Consider the following 26,880-nt stretch of genomic DNA (forward strand, 5'->3'; position numbering starts at 1 on the left):
GGGTCCGCCCGTCCGTTTCCGGACGGGCGGACCCCTCTGCGGGTCCCGGGCGCGGTGGGCGCCGGGGACTACTTCAGCTTGGTGCCCGTGGAGCGCAGGTCGCCGCAGGCCTGGACGACGCGCTTGGCCATGCTCGCCTCGGCCAGCTTGCCCCAGGTGCGCGGGTCGTAGGTGGACTTCTTGCCGACCTCGCCGTCGACCTTCAGGACACCGTCGTAGTTGCGGAACATGTGGTCCGCGACCGGGCGGGTGAAGGCGTACTGGGTGTCGGTGTCCAGGTTCATCTTCACGACGCCGTTCTCCAGCGCGGTGGCGATCTCCTGCTCGGTGGAGCCGGAGCCGCCGTGGAAGACGAAGTCGAACGGGCTGCTCTTGCCGTACTTCTCGCCGACGCCCTGCTGGAGGTCCTTGAGCAGCTCGGGGCGGAGCACGACGTTGCCCGGCTTGTAGACGCCGTGGACGTTGCCGAAGGAGGCGGCCAGCAGGTAACGGCCCTTCTCGCCCAGGCCCAGGGCCTCGGCGGTGCGGATGGCGTCCTCGACGGTGGTGTACAGCTCGTCGTTGATCTCGTGGCTGACGCCGTCCTCCTCGCCGCCGGTCGGGGTGATCTCGACCTCGAGGATGATCTTCGCGGCGGCGGCCTTGGCGAGCAGCTCCTGGCCGATGGCCAGGTTGTCGGCCAGGGTCTCGGCGGAGCCGTCCCACATGTGCGACTGGAAGAGCGGGTTCAGGCCCTTGGCCACGCGCTCGGCGGAGATGTCGAGCAGCGGGCGGACGTAGCCGTCCAGCTTGTCCTTGGGGCAGTGGTCGGTGTGCAGGGCGACCGTGATGTCGTACTTGGCGGCCACGACGTGCGCGAACTCGGCCAGGGCGACCGCGCCGGTGACCATGTCCTTGTTGTACTGGCCACCCAGGAACTCGGCACCGCCGGTGGAGATCTGGATGATGCCGTCGCTCTCGGCCTCCGCGAAGCCGCGCAGCGCAGCGTGCAGGGTCTGGGTCGAGGTCACGTTGATCGCCGGGTAGGCGAACTTGCCTGCCTTCGCCCGGTCGAGCATCTCGTTGTAGACCTCGGGGGTTGCGATGGGCATCTGTCCGCTCCTTGGATGTGCGGGGAGTGTGCTTATTGCGGGCCCTGACCTGGGGGCGACGTCAGACGTCGCGCCTATCTTTCCAGACTCGGCGCGACACTCCACCCCGCGTGACGGCCCTCGCACGGCGAGAAGGGCGGGGTGTTTCACGTGAAACACCCCGCCCTTCCGAAAAGGTGCAGGTCAGGAGTGGAGCGAGAGCTTCCGGGGACCTTCGTCACCCGTTGCGGCGGGCCCGCTCCGAGACCCCCTCACCACCCCTTCGCGACCACACTCCGAGACGGCCCGGGCCGCGCAGGGGCCGCCGGGGAGGGTCAGGCCAGGCCCAGGTCGCCGAGCTGGTAGCCGGTGAGGTACGGCAGGCCCGCTCCGGCGATGGCCTCGGCCGCGCCGCGGTCCACGATGGTGGCGACGGCGACGACCTCACCGCCGGCCTCGCGGACCGCCTCGACGGCGGTCAGCGGGGAGCCGCCGGTGGTGGAGGTGTCCTCGACGACCAGGCAGCGCTTGCCCTTGACGTCGGTGCCCTCGATGCGGCGCTGCATGCCGTGCGCCTTCTGCGCCTTGCGGACGACGAAGGCGTCCAGGCGCTGCCCGCGCGCGGCGGAGGCGTGCAGCATCGAGGTGGCGACCGGGTCGGCGCCCAGGGTCAGGCCGCCGACGCAGTCGAATTCGAGGTCGGCGGTCAGGTCGAGCATGACCTGACCGACCAGCGGGGCGGCCTCGCCGTCGAGGGTGATGCGGCGGAGGTCGATGTAGTAGTCGGCCTCCTTGCCGGAGGAGAGGGTCACCTTGCCGTGCACGACGGCCTTGTCCTTGATCTGCTGCAGAAGCGCATCGCGTACGTCAGTCATGCCGTCGAGCTTAAGGGGGCTCTAGCCGAGGCGGCGCCAGGTCCAGGTCGTGGAGACCTCCAGCGGGTCCACCGGGGTGACCAGGCGCGGGAGGGTGTTCAGTCCGTTCGGCGGACCGGACTGCGGCTCGACGCAGACGGCCTCGGGCTGCTCGTCGTACACGACCACCCATTCGGCCGGGCTGGTGACCTTCAGCTCCAGCTCCCCCGGCCAGGTGAGGGTGACGTCGACCCCGTAGGGCATCCCGAAGCAGTCGTCCCAGGGGCCGGGCGCGGGGTCGATCCGGCGGCCGGTCGGCAGGTGGTCCGCACCGCGCTCCTCCTGCCAGGCCGGCTCGAAGGCGATCTGCGCCTCGGCACCCCCGTCCGTCAGGGTGCGGTTGAACCAGGGGTGCCAGCCCGCCTGCGCCGGGAAGGAGTCCTGGTACGTCTCCACACCCATGCTGATCTTGAGGGAGTCCCCGCCCAGCTCGAAGGTCTGCGTCACCCGGCCGGCGTAGGGCCAGGGGTCGGCGAGGTCGAAGTAGAAGGCCGCCCCGGTGCCGGTCACGGAGGCGGTCCGCCAGGGCAGGTCGCGGCCCAGGCCGTGGATGGCGTGCGGGGGGTGGTTGAGGGGCATCCGGTGGACGGTGCCGCCGTCGCGGAACTCCCCGTTCGCGGTGCGGCCGCACCAGGGGACCATCGGGAAGGCCCCGTAGCGCGGGCCCTGGCGCAGCAGCTCGATGCCGTCGACGCGCAGGCCGGCGATGCGGCAGCCGTTCTCCTGGTCGATGGTGATGTCGGCGCCGCCGGAGCTCAGTTGCGTACTCATACGGCCGACCCTACGGCGATCGGGGTCGGCTGCCGCTCAACGGCGGCTCGGCGACGGTTCAGTGGTGACTCGGCAGTGCCCCGGCTGCCGTTCAGCGACGTCGGCGCAGGGCCCGTCCCACGACCACCGCCGAGGCCAGGGCCAGGGCCGCGGCCGGGGCGATCCAGCGCAGGGCGGGGGAGCTCCCGCCGGAGGAGGGGGCCGGGACGGGGGCGTAACGGCCGCGCGGGGGTGCGTGGTCGACCTCCTCCGCGCTGCGGCCGATCATCGTGCGGCGGGCGTGGGCGGCCTCGGCCGGCGGGTGAGGGGGTGCGGTGGGGTCGTCGGCGGCGTCCCCGGGCCCGGCGGTCTGCGGGAGTTCGCCCAGCTCGGGCAGCCCGGCGAAGTCGGGCAGGTCGGGGAAGCCCTCGTCCAGGAAGGGGTCGAGGGACGGCGGCGGCACCTCGGCGTCGAACACGGAGGACGCACCGGTCCCGGGCTCCCCCTGCACCCCGGGCTCCCGGGGGCCGGCCTCCTCGGCCAGGTTGGCGCAGAGCCGGTCGAGCAGCCGCCGGACGGCGGTGGTCAGGGCTTCCGGGTCGAAGGCGGCGGTGCGTCCGTCGGCGCCGGCCTCCCCGGTGAACTCCAGCCGGGTCCCACCGTCGTGGGGGATCAGCCGCAGCACGGCGGACAGCTTGACGGTGCCGTGGCCGCGCACCTCGGCGCCCTCGCAGTCCGCGGTGAAGTGCTCCGGGTCCCGCTCGGCGAGCGCCAGCGTCCCCCGGTAGGTGACGGTGCTGGAGCCGACGCGCAGCCTGAGCCGCCCGGTCACGGCCCCGGCGGCCGCGTCGGCGTCGGCGTCCTGCTGGAGTCCGGGCACGCAGCGGGCCACCCGGGCGGGGTCGCGCAGCACGGCGCGCAGATCGTCTGCCGGTACCGGTACGAACACCTGATGCTCCATGCGGTCGAGCCTACCGACGAGAGCCGCCCCTGCACACGGACGCGACGGGGCCCGTGGTCTTAGGAGTAGCGCGGGTGCGGGAGCGTGGAGGGCGGCAGGCCGGACAGCCGGAGGCGGGCCGCGTCGCGGGCGGCGTCCTGGAGGCCGCGGGTGGACACCGCGCGCAGGGCGGGCGTGTCGCGGTCCACCCGCAGCTCGGGGACCCGGTCCCGGGCGGCGAGGACGAAGCCCCAGTCCTGCGGCGGGGCGTCGGCGGCGCCGAGGGTGCGGTCGGGCCCCGCGGCGAAGCCGGAGAGGCGGCCGCCCGCGCTGTAGGGGGTGGTGCGCAGGCCGGCGGCGCGCAGGGTGGACTCGACGGTCCAGTAGGTACGGGGTCTCGTGCTCAGCGGTCCCGCGTGGACGGCGATGCGGCCGCCCGGGTTCAGGGCCCGCGCGGCCAGCCCGTAGAACTCCTGCGAGTACAGCTTGGTGCTCGGGGTGATGCCCGGGTCGGGGAGGTCGGAGACGATCACGTCGAACCGGGCGCGGGCGGCGGGTCCGCGCAGCCAGCGGAAGGCGTCCTGGGAGACCACGTCCAGGCGCGGGTCCTCGTAGGCCCGGCCGTTGAGGGCGCAGAGCATCGGGTCGGTGCGGGCGAGCTGGACCACCCCCGGGTCGAGCTCGACGACGGTGACGGACACGACGTCCGGGTAGCGCAGGACCTCACGGGCGGCGAGCCCGTCGCCGCCGCCGAGGACCAGGACCCGGGCGTGCGGACCGGTCATCGCGGGGTGCACCAGGGCCTCGTGGTAGCGGTACTCGTCGTAGCCGCTGACCCGCAGCCGCCCGTCGAGGTAGAGGTCGAGGGAGCGTGGGGAGCCGGTGGAGGGGCCGGTCAGCACCAGCTCCTGCACCCCGGTCTGCACCGCGACGCGCACCTCCTCGCCGTAGACGGCGGTGCGCGCGACGCGCTCGAAGTCGTCGGCGAGCAGGGTCGCGCAGGCCAGACCGGCCAGCACCGCGGCGTTGACGGCGAGGATCAGCCAGCGGCAGCGCCGGCTGAGGTCGCGGCGGAACAGCCACAGGACCAGGCCGCCGCCGACCACGGCGTTGACGGTGCCGGTGAGCATCGCCCCGGTGAGCTGGCCGAGGACGGGCAGCAGCAGGAAGGGGAAGGCGAGTCCGCCGACCAGGGCCCCCACGTAGTCGGCGGCGAACAGGTCGGCGACGGCCCCGCCGGCGTCCTGTCTGCGGATGCGCTGGATGAGGACCATCAGCAGCGGGATCTCGGCGCCGATGAGCACCCCGATGGCGAAGGAGAACGCGACGAGCGCGGGCCGGGACTCGCCCAGCCAGGCGAAGCTCGCGTAGAGGGCCATGGCGGAGAACCCGCCCAGCAGGGCGAGCCCGGCCTCGATGGCGGCGAAGCCGACGGCGGGGTGGGTGCGGAGCCGTTTGGCGAGGAGGGAACCGACGCCCATCGCGAAGACCATGACGGACAGCACGACGGACGCCTGGGTGACGGAGTCCCCGATGAGGTACGAGCCGAGGGCGAGCAGCTCCAGCTCGTACACGAGTCCGCAGGCGGCACAGACGAACACCGTGGCCAGGACGAGGAGTCGGCCGGTCCGGGGCTGTACGGGCAGGGCGGCCGGAACGGTCTGCACGCCCCGCGGCTCCGCCGCCGGGAGCACCCCGCGGGGGGCGGAACGGTCGATCATGCAGCGAACCGTACGTCACCACCCACGGACACCCTGTCACCCACATGGGTGCAAGTGCCCCATTGATCCCGCCAGTTGGCCTAATGCGTACACAACCCGGCCGTACGGAACGGCGGCTAGACCGGCGCCCCCATCCGCACGCCCACCCGGGTCCGGGTGGCCACCAGCTGACCCTCCTGCGGGTACGCGTGCCAGGTCCGCCAGCGCACCTGCCCCTCGTGGTGCTGGGCCAGCATGGCGGTGAAGGCGTGCGGGTCGCCCGGGAAGGTGCCCGCCAGTCCGTTCGGGTGATCCGCGACCAGGGCCAGCAGCTCCTGCGCCCGTCCCGCGAACGAACCGCGCGAAAGGGTCTCGACGCGCGCGGCGAACTCGTACTCCCAGTCCCCCACCCGCTTGGCCACGCCCAGCGGCAGCGGCGTCCGGCTGCCGGGCATACAGGCGACCGTCTCCGAACAGAGCACCTCGCCCTCCTCCAGGAGCACCTGATGGGAGGCCCCGAGCAGGCGCAACTCCACCTTCGCGTCCTGGAGCTGGAGGTTCAGTACGGCCAGGGCGGGCAGCCGGTCCCGTCCCAGGGCCCAGGCGAGATCGGCGGCACGCGTGTCGGTGTAGGTGGTCTGGAGGGTCGTGAGCATGAGTCGGCTCCGCAAACGCGCGAGGGAGAGGGGCCGGGGCCCGCCGGCGGCAACAGAACGGGTGGGGGAATACCGGCACGGGTCCACTGGGGGTCCCCCCAGCGGTAGCTGGGGGAGAAGTCCAGGGAGGTCCTCCGAGGACTGGTCTACTCAACCGAGGGAATCATGAAAGGCACGGCACTCACAGCGTTTTTACCCAACTTGAAGGGGTTTACATCCCCTCGGGGGCTACCCGGTTCACGTGTTCAACACCAGGCCGTCCGTACGCCTTCGTACGCACCCGAACAAGAAGACGCCCGAAGGAAGTTGTCCCCGCCGGGCGCCCTGTCCACGCGGCCCCCGCCGCCCCGCTCCAGTGTCAGCTCCCCCCGCACCCGCCGCCACCGCAGGAGGAACCGCAGGACGATCCGCAGGAGGACGACGAACCGCAGGAGGAGGAAGACCCCCCGCCGCCCGCCCACCAGCTGCCGCCGGAGCTCCCGCCGCTGCCGGATCCGCCCCCGCCGGACAGCTTCCTCGCGACCCAGACGACCACTGCGGCGATCGCCCCTGCGACCAGTACGACGACGACCATGGCCACCGCCCCCTTCCTGACACCCCCGGTCCCCCGGGGGACGGGATCCCCGTGTCCCGTGTGCAGGGGGGATGCCCGCGGGCCGAACCCGCCAAAGCGCACTTGAGCAAGTCCAGAGGTTCCCCGCAGGATGGCGCCCATGAGCGCACTCGTGAGCAGCGACCGCCCCTTCCTCAACCGCCGCCTGGCGGCCTTCGGCACCACGATCTTCGCGGAGATGTCGGCCCTGGCCGCCCGCACCGGGTCGATCAACCTGGGCCAGGGTTTCCCCGACACCGACGGCCCCGCCGAGATCGCCGAGGCGGCCGTCCGGGCGATCCGCGACGGCCGGGGCAACCAGTACCCGCCCGGCCCGGGCGTCCCCGAGCTCCGCGAGGCGATCGCCGCCCACCAGCAGCGCTTCTACGGCCTCGGCTACGACCCCGACACGGAGGTCCTGGTCACGGCGGGCGCCACCGAGGCCATCGCCGCCGCCCTCCTCGCCCTCCTCGAACCGGGCGACGAGGTCATCGCCCTGGAGCCGTTCTACGACTCCTACGCCGCCTGCATCGCCATGGCCGGCGCCGTCCGCGTCCCGCTCACCCTGCGCGCCCCCGGCTTCCGCCCCGACCTCGACGCCCTGCGCGACGCCGTCACCCCGCGCACCCGCCTGCTCCTGCTCAACACCCCCCACAACCCGACCGGCACCGTCCTCACCCCCGGGGAACTCGCCGCCATCGCCGAGCTGGCCGTCGAGCGCGACCTGCTCGTCGTCACCGACGAGGTCTACGAGCACCTGGTCTTCGAAGGCGGCCACACCCCCCTGGCCTCCCTGCCCGGGATGCGCGAACGCACCGTCACCATCTCCTCCGCCGGCAAGACCTTCTCCTTCACCGGCTGGAAGGTCGGCTGGATCACCGCCCCGCCCGCGCTGGTCTCGGCCGTCCGCTCGGCGAAGCAGTTCCTCACCTACGTCTCCTCCGGCCCCTTCCAGTACGCCGTCGCCGAGGCCCTCGCCCTCCCCGACACCTACTACGACGCCTTCCGCGCCGACCTCGCCGCCAAGCGCGACCTGCTCAGCGACGGCCTCACCGCCGCCGGCCTGCGGGTCTTCCGCCCGCAGGGCACGTACTTCATCACCACCGACATCTCCCCCCTCGGGGAGAAGGACGGCCTGGCCTTCTGCCGCGCCCTGCCCGAGCGCTGCGGGGTCGTCGCCATCCCCAACCAGGTCTTCTACGACGACCAGGAGGCCGGCTCCACCCAGGTCCGCTGGGCCTTCTGCAAGAAGACGGAGGTCCTGAGCGAAGCCGTGGACCGGCTGAGGGCGCTCTAGGCCCCGCCGTGGGCGTATCGACGCAGCGGACCCCGCCCGCCCCCGCGCGGACCGTCCGAAGCCCCGGTCCGGCCGCGCCGGCCGGGGCGGCGCTCGCCGTGTTCGCCGGCGTGCGCGGGGCCGGGGTGCTGGTGGTCGCCCTCGGGGCCTGGTGGGCCGGGCGCGACCCGGTCAAGGTGCTCGGCGGCTCCTGGGACTCCTACTGGTACCTCTCCATCGCCGCCCACGGCTACGGCCGCACCCAGATGTGGCCCGCCTCCGACTCCATCCAGAGCGACGCCGCCTTCTTCCCGCTGTACCCCGTCTTGGTGCACCTCTTCGGCGGCGGCCCCGTCGCCGGGCTCGCGGTGGCCTGGGCGGCCGCCGCGGTGGCCGCCGCGGGCGTGTACCGGGTCGGGGAGCGGCTGCTCGGGGCGCGGGCCGGGGTGCTGCTCGTCGCGCTGTGGGCCTCGCTGCCGCACGCCGTGGTGCTGAACCTCGGCTACACCGAGCCGCTGCTGTGCGCACTGGCCGCCTGGGCGCTGTACGCGCTGCTGCGCGGGCGCTGGATGTGGGCGGCCTCCCTGGCGGTGCTCGCGGGGCTGACCAGGCCGACCGGGATCGCCGTGGCCGCCGCCGTGAGCCTGCCGGCCCTGCGGGAGCTGCTGCGGGGCAACCGGACGCCCGAGGTGTGGGCGGCCGGGCTGCTGGCGCCCGCGGGCTGGGTCGCGTACGTACTGGCCGTCGGGGCGCGCCGGCACGAGCTGCTCGGCTACTTCACCGTGCAGCGGCAGTGGGGCTCGCGCTTCGACTTCGGCGCGGGCACGGTCGCCGCCGTGGGCGAGGTCCTGACCGGCGGGCGCGTGACGCTCCCGGTGGCCGTCACGGTGGCCACCCTGGCCGTGGCCGGGCTGTCGGCCGTGCTCCTGCTGCTGGACCGGGCGCCGCTGCCGCTGCTGGTGTACACCGCGGTCCTGCTGGTGATCACCCTCGGCGGGGCGGGGTTCTTCGAGTCGAAGCCGCGGTTCCTGCTGCCGGCGTTCCCGCTGCTGATCCCGCTGGCCGCCGCCACGGCGAAAGCCCGGCCGCGCACGGCGGTCGCGGTGACCGCCGGCATGGCCGGGCTGTCGTTCGGCTACGGGGCGTACCTCCTGCTCCTGGCGAAGGTGCCCCTGTAGCGGGCCGGGGGGCGGGGACGGCTAGGCGTCGTCCCCGTCCTCGGAGTCGGAGTCGCCCTCGGCGGAGTCGATCTCCTTCTCCAGGCCGAGCTGCTCCACGAGCCACTTGTCGAACTCGATCGACGCGCGGACCCAGCTGACCGTGGAGGACACGAAGTGCTCCAGGCTGACGCCGGTGCCGATCAGCATCTGCGCCTCGCCGATCAGACGGACCGAGCCGTCGTCGTGCGTGTGGCTGTAGACCTTGGGCCACAGGGTGCGGCGGTTCCAGTCGTCGATCGACTCGAGCAGCTGCGGCTTGTCGTCGATCGCGTGGGGGCGGTCGTAGAAGGTGCGGACGGAGAAGACCTGCTGCTCGCCCTCACCGCGGAACATGAAGTACGTGCGGAAGTCCTCCCACGGCGCCGCGAGGTCGCCCTCGTCGTCGACGACGTACTTGAGTTCCATCTGCTCCAGGAGCTGCTTGACCAGGTCCTGGTCGGGGACGACGGGGCCCGCCGGTCCTGTCGCCTGCGGTTCGGGCTGACCCCCGAAGTTCGGAATCGAGGCCGGGTCGATGCTCACCGTGTACTTCCCTTCGTGCGGATACAGCCATCCTCCACCATCGCGCCCACCCCCTGTCCACCCCCGCACGCCCGATCCGCTCCGGGCGGACACGGACGCGCGGCGGTCCTTACGGGCGCGGGGGGCTACAGGGCCCGGCCCACCAGCAGGTCCTCGCCGGCCACGTCGACGCGGACCGTGTCGCCGTCCTTGACCTCGCCGGACAGGATCTCCTTGGCCAGCCGGTCCCCGACGGCCGTCTGGATCAGGCGGCGCAGCGGGCGGGCACCGTACGCCGGGTCGTTGCCCTTGTCGGCCAGCCAGGCCAGGGCCTCGGGCGTGACGTCCAGGGCCAGGCGGCGGTCGGCGAGGCGCTTGGCCAGGCGGCCGATCTGCAGCTCGGCGATGTGCGCCAGCTCGTCGCGGGTGAGGGCCGCGAAGACCACGAGGTCGTCCAGGCGGTTGAGGAACTCCGGCTTGAAGCTCGCCCGGACCACCTCCAGGACCCGGGCCTTCTTGTCCTCGGCGGAGGGGAGCGGGTCCACCAGGAACTGGCTGCCGAGGTTGGAGGTCAGGATCAGGATGGTGTTGCGGAAGTCGACCGTGCGGCCCTGGCCGTCGGTGAGGCGGCCGTCGTCGAGGACCTGGAGCAGGATGTCGAAGACCTCGGGGTGGGCCTTCTCCACCTCGTCCAGCAGCACCACGCTGTACGGGCGGCGCCGGACGGCCTCGGTGAGCTGGCCGCCCTCCTCGTAGCCCACGTACCCGGGCGGGGCGCCGACGAGCCGGGCCACGCTGTGCTTCTCGGAGTACTCGGACATGTCGATGCGGACCATGGCCCGCTCGTCGTCGAAGAGGAAGTCCGCGAGGGCCTTGGCCAGCTCGGTCTTGCCCACGCCGGTGGGGCCCAGGAAAAGGAACGAGCCGGTCGGCCGGTCCGGGTCGGCGATGCCGGCGCGGGTGCGGCGCACGGCGTCCGCGACGGCCCGTACGGCCTCGGTCTGGCCGATCAGGCGGCGGCCCAGCTCCTCCTCCATGCGCAGGAGCTTCTGGGTCTCGCCCTCCAGGAGGCGGCCGGCGGGGATGCCGGTCCAGGCGGCGACCACGTCCGCGATGTCGTCGGGTCCGACCTCGTCCTTGACCATGCTGTCCTTCACGGGACCGGCCTTGGCCTCCTCCTCGGTGGCCTCGGCCAGCTCGCGCTCCAGCGCCGGGATCTCCCCGTAGAGGAGCTTGGAGGCGGAGTCGAAGTCACCGTCGCGCTGGGCGCGCTCGGCCTGGCCGCGCAGGTCGTCCAGGCGCTCCTTGAGCTCGCCGACCCGGTTGAGGGACTGCTTCTCCTTCTCCCAGCGGGCGGTGAGGCCGCGCAGCTCCTCCTCCTTGTCGGCGAGGTCCTTGCGGAGCTTGTCCAGGCGCTCGATCGAGGCCGGGTCGGACTCGTTCTTCAGCGCCAGCTCCTCCATGCGCAGCCGGTCGACGGAGCGCTGGAGCTCGTCGATCTCCAGCGGGGAGGAGTCGATCTCCATGCGCAGCCGGGAGGCGGACTCGTCGACGAGGTCGATGGCCTTGTCGGGGAGGAAGCGGGAGGTGATGTAGCGGTCGGAGAGGGTGGCGGCGGCGACGAGGGCGCTGTCGTTGATGACCACCTTGTGGTGGGCCTCGTAGCGGCCCTTGAGGCCGCGCAGGATCGCGATGGTGTCCTCGACGGTGGGCTCGGCGACCAGCACCTGCTGGAAGCGGCGCTCCAGTGCCGGGTCCTTCTCGATGCGCTCGCGGTACTCGTCCAGGGTGGTGGCGCCGACCATGCGCAGCTCGCCGCGGGCCAGCATGGGCTTGAGCATGTTGCCCGCGTCCATGGCGGAGTCCCCGCCGGCTCCGGCGCCGACGACGGTGTGCAGCTCGTCGATGAAGGTGATGATCTGGCCGTCGCTGGACTTGATCTCGGCGAGGACGGTCTTGAGGCGTTCCTCGAACTCGCCCCGGTACTTGGCGCCGGCGACCATGGCGCCGAGGTCGAGGGCGACGAGCCGCTTGTTCTTCAGGGACTCGGGGACGTCGCCCTTGACGATGCGCTGGGCGAGGCCCTCGACGACGGCGGTCTTGCCGACGCCGGGCTCGCCGATGAGCACCGGGTTGTTCTTCGTGCGGCGCGAGAGGACCTGGACGACGCGCCGGATCTCGTGGTCGCGGCCGATGACGGGGTCGAGCTTGCCCTCGCGGGCCGCCGCCGTGAAGTCGGTGCCGAACTTCTCCAGGGCCTTGTACTGGCCCTCGGGGTCGGGGGTGGTCACCCGCCGTCCTCCTCGTGCGTTCTCGAAGGCGGCCAGCAGCTTCTTCGCGGTCGCGCCCTGGGCGGAAAGGACCTCACCGGCCTGGCCGCCCTTGGCGGCGACGGCGATGAGGAGGTGTTCGGTGGAGAGGTAGTCGTCGCCGAGGGCCTTCGCCTGCGAGTCGGCCTCGGCGAGTACGGCGAGCAGGTCGCGGCTGGGCTGCGGGGGCGCGACGGTGGAGCCGGTGACGCTGGGCAGGGCGGCGAGCAGCCGCTCCGCGCCGGCGCGGACGGCGGCCTGGTCGGCCTCGGTCGCGGCGAGCAGATCGGTGATGTTCTCGTTGTCCTCGCCGGCGAGCAGGGCCAGCAGCAGGTGCGCGGGGGTCAGGTCGGCGTGGCCGTCCTTGACGGCCCTGCTGGTGGCCGCGTTCAGCGCGTCACGGCTCTTGTTGGTCAGCTCGGCGTCCACTCTCGGTTTCTCCTCTCCGGCGGGACTTTCACAACTCTGACAGGTTCAGCGTCTGCAAAGTTGAGTCTATTCCACTCAAGGCCGGATTCGGCCCGGACATATGCTTCGGGCCATGTCTGTTTCGAAGCCGGTCCACGACGTACTCAACCCGACGCCCGACTACCTCGCCTTCTGGCGGGAGCGGCACGTCTGCACCCTGACCACCCCGCGGCCCGACGGCACCCCGCACGTGGTCCCGGTGGGGGTGACGTACGACCCGGAGGCCGGGCTCGCGCGGGTGATCAGCAGCAAGCACAGCAAGAAGGTGCGCAACGTCCTGGAGGCACCCGGCGGAGCGGCACGGGTGGCGGTGTGCCAGATGGAGGGCCGGCGCTGGGCGACGCTGGAGGGCCGCGCGGTGGTCCGCAGCGACGAGGCGTCGGTCGCCGAGGCGGTGGCGCGCTACGCGCAGCGGTACGGGCGGACGCCCTCGCCCAACCCCGACCGGGTGGTCCTGGAGATCACGCTGGACCGGGCCATGGGGCGCGCCTGAGAAAAACGGCCGGATTCGAGCGGTCCTCAAGCGGTCCTGGACCGTTTCTCAGCGGATCCTCACCCGGATGTCCGGTTCGGACACTGGACGCGGACAGCACAACGGCGCCATCGTGGTCAGGTCCACGATGGCGCCGTTGTGTGGGGGAAGCACCTGGAGCGATCTGCAACGACGGGGGAATCGCCTCAGGCACTGCGGGGGGTGGCGGTGGTGATATCGGGTTCGAAGAGCTGGTGATCACGCTGATCGAGGTTGACGAAGACCATGCCGTACCGCACTTCACAGCGGACGGGCTGCGGTGCGCCCCGGGGGCGGCGCAGGCAGCGGTAGGCACGGACGTCCTCGTCCTCCTCGCGCACGATGACGATCGGCTGGCCGAACAGGGTGACCATCAGCGAGTCGCCGGCGTAGGGGATCGCCGTGGCGAGGTCGATGAACTGCCAGCCAGAGCGGTACGCCGAAGCCATCTCGCGCCGGAAGTCGCGGTCGTCGGGGGTCATCAGGCGACCGTCTCGGGTGTCGAGTTCCAACCGCTGTCGGGCTCGCCGTTCGTCGTGGCGACCGGGCCGGCGCCCGTCGGGGCGATGTTCCAGCCGCTGTCGCCGGACGCCATGTTGTTCCAGCCGCTGTCTTCCTTGCCTGCGGGCGCGGTGTTCCAACCGCTGTCGGCCCGAGCGCTCCCCGCATCGCCATTGACGGCGCTGACTGCCCCAAAGACCGCAACAGCGGAGAAAACAACGGCAAGCGCCGAGCGAAGCATTCTCTTGTACATGGTCGGCTTCGTCCTCACTTGATGGAATCCTCTCCCCCGCACGTCAGACCATGGCTCATTCAGGCACGTTACGGCCACAGGGACGATGCATCATGTTCTTGCATGTTCAGGACCCTGGGGGGTGGAGATTTGCCCATAAGCGACACAAACCCGACACATCCCCACCCCGTCACATCACTGTGCGACGAAGGTGCACGACTGTACGCGGCGGCGCTCAGCACCGGCCGCATCCCCCGCAGCGAAGTGGCAAACGCCCCCTGCCTGCTCGAATTCGCACTCCTGCGGCCCGACCCGGATGACGCGAACCAGCTCCGCGCAGTTCCACCGTCCGTCGCCCTCGCCCAGCGGCTGCAGCCGCTGGAGCGCGAAATCCAGGAACGGCGGCGCACCGCCGTCGATCTCACCGATGCATTCGAGCCGTTCCTCACCATCAGCGCGCAGAACCCCGCCAACACCCACGCCATCACGGTGCTGGAGGGCTTCGACCAGATCAACGCCGCCCTCGACCTGGCCACGGCCGAGTGCCACACGGAGATGCTGACGGTCCAGCCCGGCGGCGCACGGCCCTCCTACGCCCTCAGCGAGGCCCTGGAGCGCGACGCCCCGCTGATCGACCGGGGGGTGAGCATCCGCACGCTCTACCAGCACACGGCCCGGCACAGCCAGGGAACGCTCGCCTACGTGGACCGCATCTCGACGGGCAAGGTGGAGATCCGCACCCTCGAGGAGCTGATCGAACGGCTCATAGTGTTCGACCGGACCGTGGCCTTCATCCCGGCCAGCGACGACCGCCGCGTGGCGCTGGAGCTGCGCCACCCCGGGCTCGTCGACTACCTGATCAAGGTGTTCGAGCAGCTGTGGCGGCGGGCCGTGCCGCTGAGCGACGAGGTCACCTACACGCACATGCCCGACGGCATATCGGGCGTCCAGCGTTCCATCGCCCAGCTCCTCATCGAGGGGCACGTGGACGAGGCGATCGCCCGCCGGCTGGGGATGAACGTACGCACCTGCCGCGCGCACATCGCGAAGCTGGCCACCGCCCTCGGCAGCGGCAGCAGGGCCCAGCTGGGCTACCTCATCGCCCGCTCCGGCATCCTCCACGACGAGGGCGGGACGGCGCCCGCCCCGGGCTGCCAGGGGCCCACCGAGGGCCTTGCGGGGCCCGGCTGAGGGGAATGGGCGGGGGAATATGCCGAAGGCCCCGTCCGGGCCCCTGAGGGGCCTGGACGGGGCCTTCGGCGAGTCGCACCGACCGCGCCGGCCGGTGCGGGCCCGGCGTCAGTCCATCGGGCGCTTGGGACGCCAGACGACCAGGGCGCTGCCCGGCTGCGGCGGCTGGTACGGCACCAGGTCGCGGCGGTACGAGGCGTGAACCGCGGCCTCACGGGCCTGGAGGGCGGCGGCAGCGCCGTCCACCGCGGCGGACAGCTCGGCGACGCGCTGCTGGAGCGCGGCCACCTGGTTCTCCAGCTCGATGATCCGCTTGATGCCCGCCAGGTTGATGCCCTCGTCCTGGGACAGCTGCTGCACCGTGCGGAGCAGTTCGATGTCCCGGGCCGAGTAGCGCCGGCCGCGCCCGGCCGTGCGGTCCGGGGAGACCAGGCCGAGGCGGTCGTACTGGCGGAGGGTCTGCGGGTGGAGTCCCGAGAGCTGGGCGGCCACCGAGATCACGTAGACCGGGGTCTCGTCGGTCAACTGGTACGCCCCGTCACCGAAACGGGACTGTCGTCGGCGGCCTTCCATGTCAAGCTCCCTTCGCGGACTCGAACAGCAGGGCACGCGGGTCCTCCGACCCGGTGGCGTCCCGGAACATCTCCAGGGCCTCGCGGGCCTTGTCGGACAGTTCCACCGGTACCGCGACCTCGACCGTGACGAGCAGGTCGCCGCGGGTGCCGTCCTTGCGGACCGCGCCCTTGCCGCGGGCCCGCATCGTGCGGCCGGTCGGGGTGCCCGGGGGCAGCTTCAGCGTCACCGCCGGGCCGCCCAGGGTCGGGACCTTGATGTCGGCGCCGAGTGCCGCCTCGGCGATCGTGACGGGCACGGTCACCGTGAGGTTGTCGCCCTTGCGGCCGAAGACCGGGTGCGTGCCCACGTGCACGACGACGTAGAGGTCGCCCGCCGGGCCGCCGCGCTCGCCCGGGGCTCCCTTGCCGCGCAGCCGGATCCGCTGGCCGTCGGAGACGCCCGCCGGGATCCGGACCTGCATGGTCCGGGAGGACTTGGCGCGCCCGCTGCCCTTGCAGACCTCGCAGGGGTTCTCCGCGATCAGGCCGCGGCCCTTGCAGTCCGCGCAGGGGTCGGTCAGCGAGAAGCCGCCGCCGCTGCCGCGCGAGACCTGTCCGGTGCCGACGCAGGTCGGGCACACCCGGGGCGTGCCGTTCTTGTCGCCGGTGCCCGAGCAGGCCTTGCAGGGGGCCTGCGAGGACATCCGCAGCGGGACCGTCGCCCCGTCCACGGCCTCCGTGAAGGAGAGCGTGACCTCGGACTCGATGTCCTGGCCGCGGCGCGGCTGGGTGCGGGTGCCCGCACCGGCGCCGGCGCCGCGGTTGAACAGGCCGCCGAAGACGTCGCCCAGGCCACCGCCGAAGCCGCCCTGGCCGGCGCCCTGGGTGCCCCCGAAGAGGTCGCCCAGGTCGAAGTTGAACGAGCCGCCCCCGCCCGGACCGGGGCGGAAGCCCCCGTTGCCGAACAGGGCGCGGGCCTCGTCGTACTCCTTGCGCTTCTTGGCGTCGCCGAGGACGTCGTTCGCCTCGGAGATCTCCTTGAAGCGCGCCTCGGCCGAGGCGTCGCCCTTGTTGGCGTCCGGGTGGAACTCGCGGGCGAGCTTCCGGTACGCCTTCTTGATCTCGGCCTCGGTGGCGTCCTTCGGGACACCGAGGACCTTGTAGTAGTCCTTCTCGACGAAGTCCTTCGTGCTCATCCCCGGTGTCCCTCCTCCCGCCTGCCTACATGGTGTGCGTCAGCCCTTGTCGGGGGCATCCGTGTCCTTGTCGGACGGCGTGTCGCCGTCGGCGGACTCGGACTTCCCGGCGGGAGCCGCGCCCGGCTGGGGTTCGGCCACCGCCACCCGCGCGGGGCGGATCGTACGCTCGCCGATCCGGTACCCCGGCTGCAGGATCGCCACGCAGGTCGTCTCGGTGACGTCCGGCGCGTACGAGTGCATCAGGGCCTCGTGGATCGTCGGGTCGAAGGGCTCGCCCTCCTTGCCGAACTGCTGCAGCCCCATCTTGGCGGCGGCCGTCTCCAGCGACTCGGCGACGGACTTGAAACCGCCCACCACCTCGCCGTGTTCCCGGGCCCGGCCGATGTCGTCCAGGGTGGGAAGGAGCTCCGACAGCAGGTTCGCGACCGCGATCTCCTTGACGGCGACCCGGTCCCGCTCCACGCGGCGGCGGTAGTTCTGGTACTCGGCCTGGAGCCGCTGGAGGTCCGCGGTGCGCTCGCTGAGTGCGGTACGGGCCTGGTCCAGCTGCGCCAGGAGGGCCGTTTCCTGCCCAGGACCTTGAGCTGCGTCCCCGGCCGGGGCCGCCTCCTTCTCCTTGGAGGAGTCGGCGGCCTTCGGCTCGGCGTCGTCGGCGCCGGTGGGGACTTCGGGCTTCTCGTCGAAGCCCGGGGTCTCCTCCGACATCAGGCCTGGCCGCCCTTCGGCTTGTCCTCGTCGACGATCTCGGCGTCCACGACGTCGTCGTCGGCCTTGGCGTGGCCCGCGTCACCGGCACCGCCGGCGGCCTGGGCGGCCTGCGCGTCGGCGTAGATGGCCTGGCCCAGCTTCTGGCTGACCGCGGCGAGCTTCTCCGTGGCGGTGCGGATCTCGGCGGTGTCGTCGCCCTTGAGCTTCTCCTTCAGCTCGGTGACGGCCGTCTCGACCTCGGTCTTGACCTCGGCCGGGACCTTCTCCGCGTTGTCCGCGAGGAACTTCTCCGTCTGGTAGACGAGCTGCTCGCCCTGGTTGCGGGACTCGGCGGCCTCGCGGCGGCGGTGGTCCTCCTCCGCGTACTGCTCGGCCTCCTGGCGCATGCGGTCGACCTCGTCCTTGCCGAGCGAGGAGCCGCCGGTGACGGTCATCTTCTGCTCCTTGCCCGTGCCGAGGTCCTTGGCCGTGACGTGCATGATGCCGTTCGCGTCGATGTCGAAGGAGACCTCGATCTGCGGGACGCCGCGCGGCGCCGGCGGCAGACCCGTCAGCTCGAACATGCCGAGCTTCTTGTTGTACGCCGCGATCTCGCGCTCGCCCTGGTAGACCTGGATCTGCACGGACGGCTGGTTGTCCTCGGCCGTCGTGAAGATCTCCGACCGCTTGGTCGGGATGGTCGTGTTGCGCTCGATGAGCTTGGTCATGATGCCGCCCTTGGTCTCGATGCCGAGGGACAGCGGGGTCACGTCGAGGAGCAGGACGTCCTTGACCTCACCCTTGAGGACACCGGCCTGGAGGGTGGCGCCGATGGCGACGACCTCGTCCGGGTTGACGCCCTTGTTGGCGTCCTGACCGCCGGTGAGCTCCTTGACGAGCTCGGCGACGGCCGGCATGCGGGTGGAGCCGCCGACCAGGACCACGTGGTCGATCTCGGACAGGCTGATGCCGGCGTCCTTGATGACGTTGTGGAACGGGGTCTTGCAGCGGTCGAGCAGGTCCGCGGTGAGCTGCTGGAACTGCGAGCGCGTGAGCTTCTCGTCCAGGTGCAGCGGGCCCTCGGCGGAGGCCGTGATGTACGGCAGGTTGATGGTCGTCTCGGTGGAGGACGACAGCTCGATCTTCGCCTTCTCGGCGGCCTCGCGCAGACGCTGGAGCGCCATCTTGTCCTTGGACAGGTCGACGCCGTGGCCGTTCTGGAACTGCTTCACGAGGTAGTCGACGACGCGCTGGTCCCAGTCGTCGCCACCGAGGTGGTTGTCACCGTTGGTGGCCTTGACCTCGACGACACCGTCGCCGATCTCGAGGAGGGACACGTCGAAGGTGCCGCCGCCGAGGTCGAAGACGAGAATGGTCTGGTCGTCCTTGTCGAGACCGTAGGCCAGGGCGGCGGCCGTCGGCTCGTTGACGATGCGCAGGACGTTCAGACCGGCGATCTCGCCGGCCTCCTTCGTCGCCTGGCGCTCGGAGTCGTTGAAGTAGGCCGGGACGGTGATGACCGCGTCCGTGACCTTCTCGCCCAGGTACGCCTCGGCGTCGCGCTTCAGCTTCTGCAGGATGAAGGCGCTCATCTGCTGCGGGTTGAAGTCCTTGCCATCCAGGTTGATCTTCCAGTCAGTGCCCATGTGGCGCTTGACGGAGCGGATGGTCCGGTCCACGTTCGTGACCGCCTGGCGCTTGGCCACCTCGCCGACGAGGACCTCGCCGTTCTTGGCGAAGGCGACGACGGACGGCGTGGTCCTGGCACCCTCGGCGTTGGTGATGACGGTGGGCTCGCCGCCTTCGAGAACGCTGACGACGGAGTTAGTGGTGCCCAGGTCGATGCCGACCGCACGTGCCATTTCGATTCCTCCAGCTGACTTGAGTGGAACAGACTCAAGGATGCCGCACCGCCGCGCCTGCGTCAACAGAGGTGAGTCGAGGGGGCTCAACCTTTAGGCGGAGCTTACGCTCAGGTTCCCCGCTTACGGGGCGCTGCGCGCCCGTCGCCTCAAGCGCCGGCGGGGCTGAAATCCGCGGGACGGCGTCGCGCACGCGCGACCCGGCGCTGCAGAATCCAGCCCCGCCGGCGTTTGAGGCGCGGGGGTTCCGGGGCAGAGCCCCCGGCCGCGGCGCGGCACCCGAACGGGTCCCGGTGCGGGGCCCGGCCGCGCGGCGCGCCCGGCTCGCGGCGGGCGTCCGGCAGCGTGCCTGGCATGCCTCTGATGCCGCCCCTGCCCGCCCGGGCCGCCCGGCTCGCCCGGTACGCCCGGCCCGCCCGGGCTCCCTGGTCCGGCTGGGCCGCCCGGCCCGCCCGGCCCGCCCGGCTGTGGTCGCTCCGGAGCCGGATCCGGATGCACTGGCCGGCCAGGCCCCCGGCCAAGCGGGTGTGCGACCTGATCGGCGCGGTCCCCCTGACCCTGCTGTGCGCGGCCCCGCTCCTCCTGGCGGCAGCCGCCCTGTACGGGGCCACCCGCGCGGGCGTCCTCGTACGGGAGCCCGCGCTCGGTCTGGCCGGCCGCCCCTTCCGCACCTGGCGGCTGCGCACCGAGGGGGCCGGCCGCCCCGGGGCCTGGGTACGGCGGTGCGCCCTGGACGGGCTGCCCCAGCTGCTGAACGTGCTGCGTGGCGAGATGTCGCTGGTCGGGCCGCGCCCCGAGACCCGTACGGACCACCCCGAACGCCTGCTCGTACGCCCCGGAATGACCGGATTGTGGCAGGTCAGCGCACGTTCCGACCTCCCCTGGGAGGAGATGCCCCTGCTGGACCGGCACTATGTGGAGAGCCACTGGCTGGGGATGGACCTCGCGATCCTCGCGAAGACCCCTCGGGCCGCCTACGAACAGAGGCGTGCCTGAGCGACACAGATCACCGCTCACTCACCTACAGTGCGGCGCGGGAAATGGGTAACCTCAAGCCTTGACTCAATAAGTTACCGCTTAGTAAGTCCCGCCCGAGGAGCCCTCCCATGCAACTCGCCGCGATCATCGTGTCGCTGGTCCTGACCGTGGTCGGCGTCGCGCTGCTCGCCCGAGCCGTGGCGCAGATCTACCGGTTCGTGAAGCTCGGCCAACCCGTACCGGCGGGCAGCCGCACCGACGATCCGGCCGCCCGGAGCGTCACCCTGGCCAAGGAGTTCGTCGGCCACACCCGTATGAACCGCTGGGGCGTCGTCGGCGTCGCGCACTGGTTCGTCGCCTTCGGCTTCCTCACCCTCGGCCTGACGATCGTCACCGCCTACGGCCAGCTGTTCAAGGCCGACTGGGTGCTGCCGGTGCTCGGCGGCTTCCTGCCGTACGAGCTCTACACCGAGTTCATCGCGCTGGGGACGACGCTCGGCATCGCCGTCCTGATCGTGATCCGGCTGCTGAACCTTCCCTCGAGGGCCGGTCGCAAGTCGCGCTTCGCCGGCTCGAAGGCATGGCAGGCGTACTTCGTCGAGTACGTCATCCTCGTCATCGGCATCTGCATCATGTCCCTGCGCGGTCTCGAGGGCGCCATCCACCACGTGGAGGGCTACGAGGCGTCGTACTGGGCCTCGTACCCGCTGGTGCTGGCCTTCAAGGGGCTGAGCCTGGGCACGCTCCAGAACCTCGTGTACTTCTTCGCGATGGTCAAGCTCGGCGTGACCATGACGTGGGCGATCACCATCGGCCTCAACACCAACATGGGTGTGGCCTGGCACCGCTTCCTCGCGTTCCCGAACATCTGGTTCAAGCGGAACGCCGACGGCGCGACGGCGCTCGGCGCCCTCCAGCCGATGACGAGCGGCGGCAAGGAGATCGACTTCGAGGACCCGGGCGAGGACGACGTCTTCGGCGTCTCCCAGGTCGAGCAGTTCTCCTGGAAGGGCATCCTCGACTTCTCCACCTGCACCGAGTGCGGCCGCTGCCAGTCGCAGTGCCCGGCCTGGAACACCGGCAAGCCCCTCTCCCCCAAGCTGCTGATCATGTCGCTGCGCGACCACGCGCACGCCAAGGCCCCGTACCTGCTCGCGGGCGGCGGCAAGACCATGGAGGGCGAGGAGAAGGCCACCGCCGAGCAGCTCGCCGGTGTCCCCGCCACCGCCCTCGCGGAGGCCGAGCGGCCGCTGATCGGCACCGCCGACGAGAACGGCGTCATCGACCCCGACGTGCTGTGGTCCTGCACCACCTGCGGCGCGTGCGTGGAGCAGTGCCCCGTAGACATCGAGCACATCGACCACATCGTCGACATGCGCCGCTACCAGGTGATGATCGAGTCCGCGTTCCCGTCCGAGGCGGGCACGATGCTCAAGAACCTGGAGAAGAAGGGCAACCCCTGGGGCCTGGCCAAGAAGCAGCGGGTGGAATGGACCAAGGAGGTCGACTTCGAGGTCCCGATCATCGGCAAGGACGCCGAGGACCTCTCGGAGTTCGACTACCTGTACTGGGTCGGCTGCGCCGGCGCCCTCGAAGACCGCGCGAAGAAGACCACGAAGGCCTTCGCCGAGCTCCTGAACATCGCGGGCGTGAAGTTCGCGATCATGGGCGGCGAGGAGAAGTGCACCGGTGACTCCCCGCGCCGCCTGGGCAACGAGCCGCTGTTCCAGCAGCTGGGCCAGGAGAACGTCGCCATGCTCAACATGGCCTTCGGCGAGGACGACGAGGACCCGGCGACGAAGAAGCCGAAGTCGGCCAAGCGGATCGTCTCGACCTGCCCACACTGCTTCAACACCATCGCCAACGAGTACCCGCAGCTGGGCGGCGAGTACGAGGTCATCCACCACACCCAGCTGCTCCAGCACCTCATCGACGAGGGCCGCCTCACCCCGGTCACCCCGGTCGAGGGCCTGATCACCTACCACGACCCCTGCTACCTGGGCCGCCACAACAAGGTCTACACCCCGCCGCGCGAGATCATGTCCGCGGTCCCGGGCCTGCGCCAGCAGGAGATGCACCGCCACAAGGAACGCGGCTTCTGCTGCGGCGCGGGCGGCGCGCGGATGTGGATGGAAGAGCGGATCGGCAAGCGCATCAACAACGAGCGCGTCGACGAGGCCCTGTCCCTCAACCCGGACATCGTCTCGACCGCCTGCCCGTTCTGCCTGGTCATGCTCACCGACTCCGTCAACGGCAAGAAGAACGACGGCCAGGCGAAGGAATCCGTCCAGGTCGTCGACGTCGCCCAGCTCCTGCTGGAGTCGGTGAAGACCCCGGAACCGACGGAGGAAGAACTGGCCGCCGCAGCCGCGGAGGCGGAGGCCGCCGCAGAGGCGGAGGCGAAGGCCGAGGCGGAGGCGGAGGCGAAGGCCAAGGCGGAGGCTGAGGCAAAGGCCGCGGCTGACGCGAAGGCCAAGGCGGAGGCCGAGGCGACGGCGGACGCGGAGGCCGAGACCGAGGCTGCGGCCGAGCCGGAGGCAAAGGCCGCGGCCGACGCAGACACCCCGGCGGAGGCCAAGGCCGACCCGGAGGCTGCGGCCGACGCAGACGCCGACGCCAAGGCGGAGGCCGAGCCGGAGGCTAAGGCTGTGGCCGAGGCTGAGGCTGAGACGACCCCGGACGCCGACGCCGCGACCGAGGACGCCGAGAACGCTCCCGCAGCGGAGGAGAAGGCGGAAGCCGCCGAGGCGGCGGACACGAAGCCCGAGGCCGAGGCCCCCGCGGCGGCGGACGCGAAGGCCGAGGCTCCGGCGGAGCCCACCGAGGTCAAGGACGAGTCGGCGGCCGCACAGCCGGAGGCAGAGCCCGCGACCGATGCCGACGCCAAGGCCGAGGGTCAGCCCGACGCCGAGGCCGACGCCAAGGCCGAGGGTCAGGCCGAGGCGGACACCGACGCGAAGGTGACGGCCGAGGCCGACACCAAGGCGGACGTGAAGGCCGAGGACGCCGCGCCGGAATCCGCGCCGGAGTCCGCGGCGAAGGCCGACGGCGCCAAGTAGCACCGACCGCCGGTACGACCGAAGAGACGGCCGGTCCCCTTCTCGGGGGCCGGCCGTCGCCGTTCACCCAGGAGCGCGGGGCGGTCAGCCGCGCGGGCGGTCGCGGAGGACCGCGAAGCCCAGCCCGGCCGCGCCGATCGCGGCCATCCCCCCACCCGCGGCCAGCAGCACCGGCGTGTCCGCCTCCGGCTTCGCAACCCCCTCGGCCCCCGCCTTCACCCCGCCCTTCGGGACGACCCGCCCGCGCTTCTCGGCCTCGTACCGCTCGATCAGCTTCCCGGTGGCGAAGTCGTACACCCAGCTGTCCCCGCCGCCCTTGCCGTCGATGACGACGAACTTCACCCGGTCCCCGTCCCGGACGAGCTTGTACGTCCAGCCGTCGTTCACGACGCTCGGGTCCTTCAGGTCGATGCTGCCGAGGACGTTCCCGTTCGGCATGGAGATCTCGACGCGCTTGTCCATGGGGCCGTGGTCGATCAGCTTCGCGATCCGCCCGTCCGGCATGGTGATCCGTACCGGAGCGCCCTTGCGGACCTCGCCCTTGCGCACCTCGTCCGTCGGCTTCGGCTTGGGCTTGGGCTTCGGCTTCGGCTTCGGATCGCCGCCCTCGATCCACGAGGTCACGGTGCCGTTCGGGTGCAGGACGACGTGCAGGCCGTTGTTCTGCCCGTACGCCGGCTTGCCGCCCTTGCTGACCAGGGTGTCCAGCTTGGTGCCACCCACGAGGACGTCCGCCTCGAAGTGACCGCCGCCGACCTTGTAGACCTTCGCCACCGACCCGTCGGCCAGCTTCACGGTGGTGACGTACACCCGCTTCCCGGCCGCCGGCCCAGGCGAAGTGGAGGGCTTCGGCTCCACCGTCGGATCGACCTGCGGCTTCGGATCCACCGAAGGCGTCGGATCCACAGCCGGCCGCTCCACCCCCGGCAGCACCTGCGGCTCCGGCCCCTCCGGCGAGTCGGCGAAGGCGGACCCCACGGGCAGCGCCAGCACGGCGGCGGCGCCGGTCAGGACGACGGCGGTACGGAGGGGGGTGGAGGTGGAAACAGTGGTGCGACGCATGGCGGGGGGCTCTTTCCTTGCTCGGAGACACGGCTCTCAGCGCTCGAGGACACTTCGAACCTACGAGCCCCACCCATACGCAATCCGTAGGCAATGTAACGAACGCTACCAAAACACCGCACGGCCCCGTAAACCACCCACCCGCACTCCCCCCTAGGGGCCCCTAGGGGATGTCACAGCTCAGCCGCAAAGGCCCCGTTTCCACCGGCCCGGCCCCGGCCGCTCCCGCGAGCAGGTACTTTCGATCACGTGGCTGGATTCAGGATCGGACGGGGCCGGGACGACAACCGCCCCCCGCAACAACCCCCGCACGCCCCGCGGCAGCAGCCGTACGGTCAGCAGCAGGCGCCCCAGGCGCAGGCGCAGGCACCGTACGGCCATCAGCCGTACCCGCCCGCCGGCGGCCCGCCACCCCAGCAGCACTGGCCGCAGCCGGGCGGGAGCACCGGCGGCCACGGGGAGCCGGAGTACTTCGACCCGTACGGCGGCGGCGCCCACGGCGGCCACCACGGCCAGCACCCGCAGCACCCGCACCACGCCGCCCCGCACGAGCCCTCGTACGCGGACAACCCGGGCCACACCCAGGCCTTCTCCGTCGGCGAGGACCCGTACAGCCAGGCGGCGACCTACCACGCGGGCACCGCGACCCCCGCCCCGGCCGGGCCGCGCCTGCACTGGAAGGACCTGCTGCGCGGCATCGTGCTGCGGCCCGGGCCGACGTTCCTGCAGATGCGCGACTACGCCGTCTGGGGTCCGGCCCTCACCGTGACCTTCGTCTACGGCATGCTCGCCGTCTTCGGCTTCGACAAGGCCCGCGAGGACGCGATCAAGGCGACCCTCACCCAGCTGATCCCGATCGTCCTGAGCACCGGCGTGGCCTTCGTCCTCTGCGGCCTCATCCTGGGCGCCGTCACGCACACCCTGGCGCGCCAGCTGGGCGGCGACGGGGCGTGGCAGCCGACCGTGGGCCTGTCGATGCTGGTCATGTCCATCACGGACGCTCCGCGCCTGCTGGTGGCGGTGTTCCTCAGCGGCGACAACATGGTCGTCCAGGTCCTGGGGTGGGTGACCTGGCTGGCTGCCGGGGCGCTCTTCACCTCGATGGTCAGCAAGTCGCACGACCTGCCCTGGCAGAAGGCGCTGGGCGCGTCCGCGATCCAGCTGGTCGCCCTGCTGTCGATGATCAAGCTCGGCACGCTCTGACGGAGCGCCCCGCACACACGGAAGGGCCCGCCGCGCACCAGCGCGGCGGGCCCTTCCCCTTGCCCACCCGGCTCAGGCGTCGAGGATCTGCCCCTCGCGCTTGACCACCGGCGGCTCCGTGGACCACGGGAACTCGATCCAGTCGTCGGTCTTCTTCCACACGTACTCGCACTTCACGAGCGAGTGCGACTTCTCGTAGATCACCGCGGAGCGGACCTCGGCGACATGGCCCAGGCAGAAGTCGTGGACGAGCTTGAGCGTCTTCCCGGTGTCGGCCACGTCATCTGCGATGAGGACCTTCTTGTCGGTGAAGTCGATGGCCTCGGGCACGGGCGCCAGCATGACCGGCATCTCCAGCGTGGTGCCCACGCCGGTGTAGAACTCGACGTTCACGAGGTGGATGTTCTTGCAGTCCAGCGCGTAGGCCAGACCCCCGGCGACGAACACCCCGCCCCGGGCGATGCTGAGGATGATGTCCGGCTCGTAGCCGTCGGCGGCGACGGCCTGCGCCAGCTCGCGGATGGCGTTGCCGAACGCCTCGTAGGTCAGGGTCTCGCGTACTTCGCTCATGCCTCGTGCCTCACCTGGGTGCGGTGGAAGTTCTGGAAGGAGCGCGAGGCGGTCGGCCCGCGCTGCCCCTGGTACCGGGAGCCGTACCGCTCGCTGCCGTACGGGAACTCCGCGGGCGAGCTGAGGCGGAACATGCACAGCTGCCCGATCTTCATGCCCGGCCAGAGCTTGATCGGCAGGGTGGCGAGGTTCGACAGCTCCAGGGTCACGTGGCCCGAGAACCCGGGGTCGATGAACCCGGCCGTCGAATGCGTCACCAGACCCAGGCGGCCCAGGCTGGACTTCCCCTCCAGTCTGGAGGCGATGTCCTCGGGCAGCGAGATGACCTCGTACGTCGAGGCGAGGACGAACTCACCCGGGTGCAGGATGAAGGCCTCGTCCCCCTCCGGCTCGACCATGCGGGTCAGGTCGGGCTGCTCGATGGCGGGGTCGATGTGCGCGTAGCGGTGATTCTCGAAGACCCGGAAGAACCGGTCGAGGCGTACGTCGATGCTGGAGGGCTGCACCATCGACTCGTCGAACGGGTCAATGCGAACCCGTCCGCTGTCGATCTCGGCCCGGATGTCTTTGTCGGAGAGAAGCACGTCCCGAGGATACGCAGAGCGCGCGGGCCGCCCCCAATCGAGAGCGGGCCCGCGCGCCCGGAAGCCGTGCGTGACGGCCCTACCGCTTGACGCCGCCCACGGGCACCGCGTGCCTCAGCCGCGCGCACCGCGGACACCGCAGCAGCCGCCCCGGTCCGATCCGGCCGGCACCGAGGTGCTGCAGCGGGAAGGAGGCGGTGCTGAAAACGTGCCCTTCGGCACAACGGACGACTGTGCGCTCCATCGAGTCCCTTTCCCCAACGAGCCGTACTGCGATGAATCGCCACATTA

At 71.5% G+C, this 26,880-nt stretch carries 23 protein-coding genes and 1 pseudogene; 7 read left to right on the top strand and 17 right to left on the bottom strand.

Annotated elements, in window-relative coordinates:
* Positions 1-68: 68 nt before the first annotated feature.
* The 6 genes from fbaA to B4U46_RS16710 all read right to left on the bottom strand — a co-directional run bounded on the left by fbaA (position 69) and on the right by B4U46_RS16710 (position 6,030).
* Positions 69-1,091, bottom strand: a complete 1,023-nt coding sequence (fbaA, locus tag B4U46_RS16685) for a class II fructose-bisphosphate aldolase (RefSeq protein ID WP_079428286.1) — start codon at positions 1,089-1,091, stop codon at positions 69-71.
* Positions 1,092-1,405: 314 nt separating this feature from the next.
* Positions 1,406-1,945, bottom strand: coding sequence for an orotate phosphoribosyltransferase (pyrE, locus tag B4U46_RS16690; RefSeq protein WP_079428287.1), 540 nt, complete (start codon positions 1,943-1,945; stop codon positions 1,406-1,408).
* Between the two features lie 21 nt (positions 1,946-1,966).
* Positions 1,967-2,755 (bottom strand): aldose epimerase, encoded by a 789-nt coding sequence (locus tag B4U46_RS16695; protein ID WP_079428288.1) that lies wholly within the window; start codon positions 2,753-2,755, stop codon positions 1,967-1,969.
* A 91-nt stretch (positions 2,756-2,846) separates the two neighbouring features.
* Positions 2,847-3,695 (bottom strand): SRPBCC family protein, encoded by an 849-nt coding sequence (locus tag B4U46_RS16700; RefSeq protein ID WP_079428289.1) that lies wholly within the window; start codon positions 3,693-3,695, stop codon positions 2,847-2,849.
* A gap of 59 nt (positions 3,696-3,754) precedes the next feature.
* Positions 3,755-5,395, bottom strand: coding sequence for a polyamine aminopropyltransferase (locus B4U46_RS16705; RefSeq protein ID WP_237292931.1), 1,641 nt, complete (start codon positions 5,393-5,395; stop codon positions 3,755-3,757).
* A gap of 116 nt (positions 5,396-5,511) precedes the next feature.
* A complete protein-coding gene (locus tag B4U46_RS16710; RefSeq protein WP_079428290.1) occupies positions 5,512-6,030 on the bottom strand; it encodes a DUF2617 family protein in 519 nt (172 codons plus the stop codon).
* 704 nt (positions 6,031-6,734) lie between these two features.
* Here B4U46_RS16710 and B4U46_RS16720 point away from each other — a divergent pair.
* The gene (locus B4U46_RS16720) at positions 6,735-7,919 is read left to right on the top strand and encodes a pyridoxal phosphate-dependent aminotransferase (RefSeq protein WP_100863387.1); all 1,185 of its coding nucleotides are present in this window, start codon (positions 6,735-6,737) and stop codon (positions 7,917-7,919) included.
* Positions 7,920-7,927: 8 nt separating this feature from the next.
* Positions 7,928-9,076, top strand: coding sequence for a hypothetical protein (locus B4U46_RS16725; RefSeq protein WP_237292934.1), 1,149 nt, complete (start codon positions 7,928-7,930; stop codon positions 9,074-9,076).
* Between the two features lie 21 nt (positions 9,077-9,097).
* On the opposite strand, the gene B4U46_RS16730 is transcribed toward B4U46_RS16725, so the two are convergent.
* Complete coding sequence (locus B4U46_RS16730; protein ID WP_079428292.1) at positions 9,098-9,640, bottom strand: YbjN domain-containing protein; 543 nt, start codon at positions 9,638-9,640, stop codon at positions 9,098-9,100.
* Between the two features lie 125 nt (positions 9,641-9,765).
* A complete protein-coding gene (gene clpB / locus B4U46_RS16735) occupies positions 9,766-12,357 on the bottom strand; it encodes an ATP-dependent chaperone ClpB (protein ID WP_079428293.1) in 2,592 nt (863 codons plus the stop codon).
* Between the two features lie 112 nt (positions 12,358-12,469).
* On the opposite strand from clpB, the gene B4U46_RS16740 reads away from it, so the two are divergent.
* The gene (locus tag B4U46_RS16740; protein ID WP_079428295.1) at positions 12,470-12,889 is read left to right on the top strand and encodes a pyridoxamine 5'-phosphate oxidase family protein; all 420 of its coding nucleotides are present in this window, start codon (positions 12,470-12,472) and stop codon (positions 12,887-12,889) included.
* A 185-nt stretch (positions 12,890-13,074) separates the two neighbouring features.
* On the opposite strand, the gene B4U46_RS16745 is transcribed toward B4U46_RS16740, so the two are convergent.
* Both B4U46_RS16745 and B4U46_RS16750 read right to left on the bottom strand, forming a co-directional pair.
* Positions 13,075-13,389, bottom strand: a complete 315-nt coding sequence (locus B4U46_RS16745) for a (2Fe-2S)-binding protein (RefSeq protein WP_042820115.1) — start codon at positions 13,387-13,389, stop codon at positions 13,075-13,077.
* Positions 13,389-13,661, bottom strand: a complete 273-nt coding sequence (locus tag B4U46_RS16750; protein ID WP_185117295.1) for a hypothetical protein — start codon at positions 13,659-13,661, stop codon at positions 13,389-13,391. The genes B4U46_RS16745 and B4U46_RS16750 overlap by 1 nt, the downstream gene beginning before the upstream one ends.
* Positions 13,662-13,763: 102 nt before the next feature.
* Between B4U46_RS16750 and B4U46_RS16755 the strand changes: the two genes are divergently transcribed.
* Complete coding sequence (locus tag B4U46_RS16755) at positions 13,764-14,831, top strand: helix-turn-helix transcriptional regulator (RefSeq protein ID WP_107438276.1); 1,068 nt, start codon at positions 13,764-13,766, stop codon at positions 14,829-14,831.
* A gap of 108 nt (positions 14,832-14,939) precedes the next feature.
* Here the strand turns inward: B4U46_RS16755 and B4U46_RS16760 are convergent, their stop codons facing one another.
* Genes B4U46_RS16760 through dnaK form a run of 4 tightly spaced genes read right to left on the bottom strand, consistent with a single transcriptional unit; the run spans position 14,940 to position 19,133 of the window.
* Complete coding sequence (locus tag B4U46_RS16760; RefSeq protein WP_079428299.1) at positions 14,940-15,404, bottom strand: heat shock protein transcriptional repressor HspR; 465 nt, start codon at positions 15,402-15,404, stop codon at positions 14,940-14,942.
* A gap of 1 nt (position 15,405) precedes the next feature.
* Positions 15,406-16,581 (bottom strand): molecular chaperone DnaJ, encoded by a 1,176-nt coding sequence (gene dnaJ / locus B4U46_RS16765; RefSeq protein WP_079428300.1) that lies wholly within the window; start codon positions 16,579-16,581, stop codon positions 15,406-15,408.
* A 39-nt stretch (positions 16,582-16,620) separates the two neighbouring features.
* Positions 16,621-17,289: a nucleotide exchange factor GrpE gene (gene grpE / locus B4U46_RS16770; RefSeq protein ID WP_079428302.1), complete on the bottom strand. Its 669-nt coding sequence runs from the start codon at positions 17,287-17,289 to the stop codon at positions 16,621-16,623.
* Positions 17,289-19,133: a molecular chaperone DnaK gene (gene dnaK / locus B4U46_RS16775; RefSeq protein WP_079428305.1), complete on the bottom strand. Its 1,845-nt coding sequence runs from the start codon at positions 19,131-19,133 to the stop codon at positions 17,289-17,291. Before dnaK ends, grpE begins: the two co-directional genes overlap by 1 nt.
* Positions 19,134-19,487: 354 nt before the next feature.
* On the opposite strand from dnaK, the gene B4U46_RS16780 reads away from it, so the two are divergent.
* A complete protein-coding gene (locus B4U46_RS16780; protein ID WP_311736939.1) occupies positions 19,488-20,129 on the top strand; it encodes a sugar transferase in 642 nt (213 codons plus the stop codon).
* Between the two features lie 110 nt (positions 20,130-20,239).
* Positions 20,240-22,498, top strand: a pseudogene (locus B4U46_RS16785) ((Fe-S)-binding protein); the annotation flags it as partial.
* A gap of 756 nt (positions 22,499-23,254) precedes the next feature.
* Here the strand turns inward: B4U46_RS16785 and B4U46_RS16790 are convergent.
* Positions 23,255-24,232 (bottom strand): hypothetical protein, encoded by a 978-nt coding sequence (locus B4U46_RS16790; RefSeq protein ID WP_079428309.1) that lies wholly within the window; start codon positions 24,230-24,232, stop codon positions 23,255-23,257.
* Between the two features lie 249 nt (positions 24,233-24,481).
* Here B4U46_RS16790 and B4U46_RS16795 point away from each other — a divergent pair, with 249 nt between their 5' ends.
* The gene (locus B4U46_RS16795) at positions 24,482-25,435 is read left to right on the top strand and encodes a Yip1 family protein (RefSeq protein ID WP_079428310.1); all 954 of its coding nucleotides are present in this window, start codon (positions 24,482-24,484) and stop codon (positions 25,433-25,435) included.
* Between the two features lie 72 nt (positions 25,436-25,507).
* Here the strand turns inward: B4U46_RS16795 and B4U46_RS16800 are convergent, their stop codons facing one another.
* Both B4U46_RS16800 and dcd read right to left on the bottom strand, forming a co-directional pair.
* Positions 25,508-26,005 (bottom strand): phosphoribosyltransferase, encoded by a 498-nt coding sequence (locus B4U46_RS16800; RefSeq protein ID WP_079428312.1) that lies wholly within the window; start codon positions 26,003-26,005, stop codon positions 25,508-25,510.
* Entirely contained in the window at positions 26,002-26,589 is a 588-nt protein-coding gene (gene dcd / locus B4U46_RS16805; RefSeq protein ID WP_007265045.1) for a dCTP deaminase, read from the bottom strand. The genes B4U46_RS16800 and dcd overlap by 4 nt, the downstream gene beginning before the upstream one ends.
* Positions 26,590-26,880: the final 291 nt, after the last annotated feature.

The sequence above is a fragment of the Streptomyces katrae genome, from assembly GCF_002028425.1.
Classification (GTDB): Bacteria; Actinomycetota; Actinomycetes; order Streptomycetales; family Streptomycetaceae; genus Streptomyces; species Streptomyces katrae_A.

What these genes read in the sequence shown, in the direction of transcription:
- fbaA (WP_079428286.1), bottom strand. Translation starts at nt 1,091, where the DNA reads ATGCCCATCGCAACCCCCGAGGTCTACAACGAGATGCTCGACCGGGCG.
- pyrE (WP_079428287.1), bottom strand. Translation starts at nt 1,945, where the DNA reads ATGACTGACGTACGCGATGCGCTTCTGCAGCAGATCAAGGACAAGGCC.
- B4U46_RS16695 (WP_079428288.1), bottom strand. Translation starts at nt 2,755, where the DNA reads ATGAGTACGCAACTGAGCTCCGGCGGCGCCGACATCACCATCGACCAG.
- B4U46_RS16700 (WP_079428289.1), bottom strand. Translation starts at nt 3,695, where the DNA reads ATGGAGCATCAGGTGTTCGTACCGGTACCGGCAGACGATCTGCGCGCC.
- B4U46_RS16705 (WP_237292931.1), bottom strand. Translation starts at nt 5,395, where the DNA reads ATGATCGACCGTTCCGCCCCCCGCGGGGTGCTCCCGGCGGCGGAGCCG.
- B4U46_RS16710 (WP_079428290.1), bottom strand. Translation starts at nt 6,030, where the DNA reads ATGCTCACGACCCTCCAGACCACCTACACCGACACGCGTGCCGCCGAT.
- B4U46_RS16720 (WP_100863387.1), top strand. Translation starts at nt 6,735, where the DNA reads ATGGCGCCCATGAGCGCACTCGTGAGCAGCGACCGCCCCTTCCTCAAC.
- B4U46_RS16740 (WP_079428295.1), top strand. Translation starts at nt 12,470, where the DNA reads ATGTCTGTTTCGAAGCCGGTCCACGACGTACTCAACCCGACGCCCGAC.
- B4U46_RS16745 (WP_042820115.1), bottom strand. Translation starts at nt 13,389, where the DNA reads ATGACCCCCGACGACCGCGACTTCCGGCGCGAGATGGCTTCGGCGTAC.
- B4U46_RS16750 (WP_185117295.1), bottom strand. Translation starts at nt 13,661, where the DNA reads ATGTACAAGAGAATGCTTCGCTCGGCGCTTGCCGTTGTTTTCTCCGCT.
- B4U46_RS16755 (WP_107438276.1), top strand. Translation starts at nt 13,764, where the DNA reads ATGTTCAGGACCCTGGGGGGTGGAGATTTGCCCATAAGCGACACAAAC.
- B4U46_RS16760 (WP_079428299.1), bottom strand. Translation starts at nt 15,404, where the DNA reads ATGGAAGGCCGCCGACGACAGTCCCGTTTCGGTGACGGGGCGTACCAG.
- dnaJ (WP_079428300.1), bottom strand. Translation starts at nt 16,581, where the DNA reads ATGAGCACGAAGGACTTCGTCGAGAAGGACTACTACAAGGTCCTCGGT.
- grpE (WP_079428302.1), bottom strand. Translation starts at nt 17,289, where the DNA reads ATGTCGGAGGAGACCCCGGGCTTCGACGAGAAGCCCGAAGTCCCCACC.
- dnaK (WP_079428305.1), bottom strand. Translation starts at nt 19,133, where the DNA reads ATGGCACGTGCGGTCGGCATCGACCTGGGCACCACTAACTCCGTCGTC.
- B4U46_RS16780 (WP_311736939.1), top strand. Translation starts at nt 19,488, where the DNA reads ATGCCTCTGATGCCGCCCCTGCCCGCCCGGGCCGCCCGGCTCGCCCGG.
- B4U46_RS16790 (WP_079428309.1), bottom strand. Translation starts at nt 24,232, where the DNA reads ATGCGTCGCACCACTGTTTCCACCTCCACCCCCCTCCGTACCGCCGTC.
- B4U46_RS16800 (WP_079428312.1), bottom strand. Translation starts at nt 26,005, where the DNA reads ATGAGCGAAGTACGCGAGACCCTGACCTACGAGGCGTTCGGCAACGCC.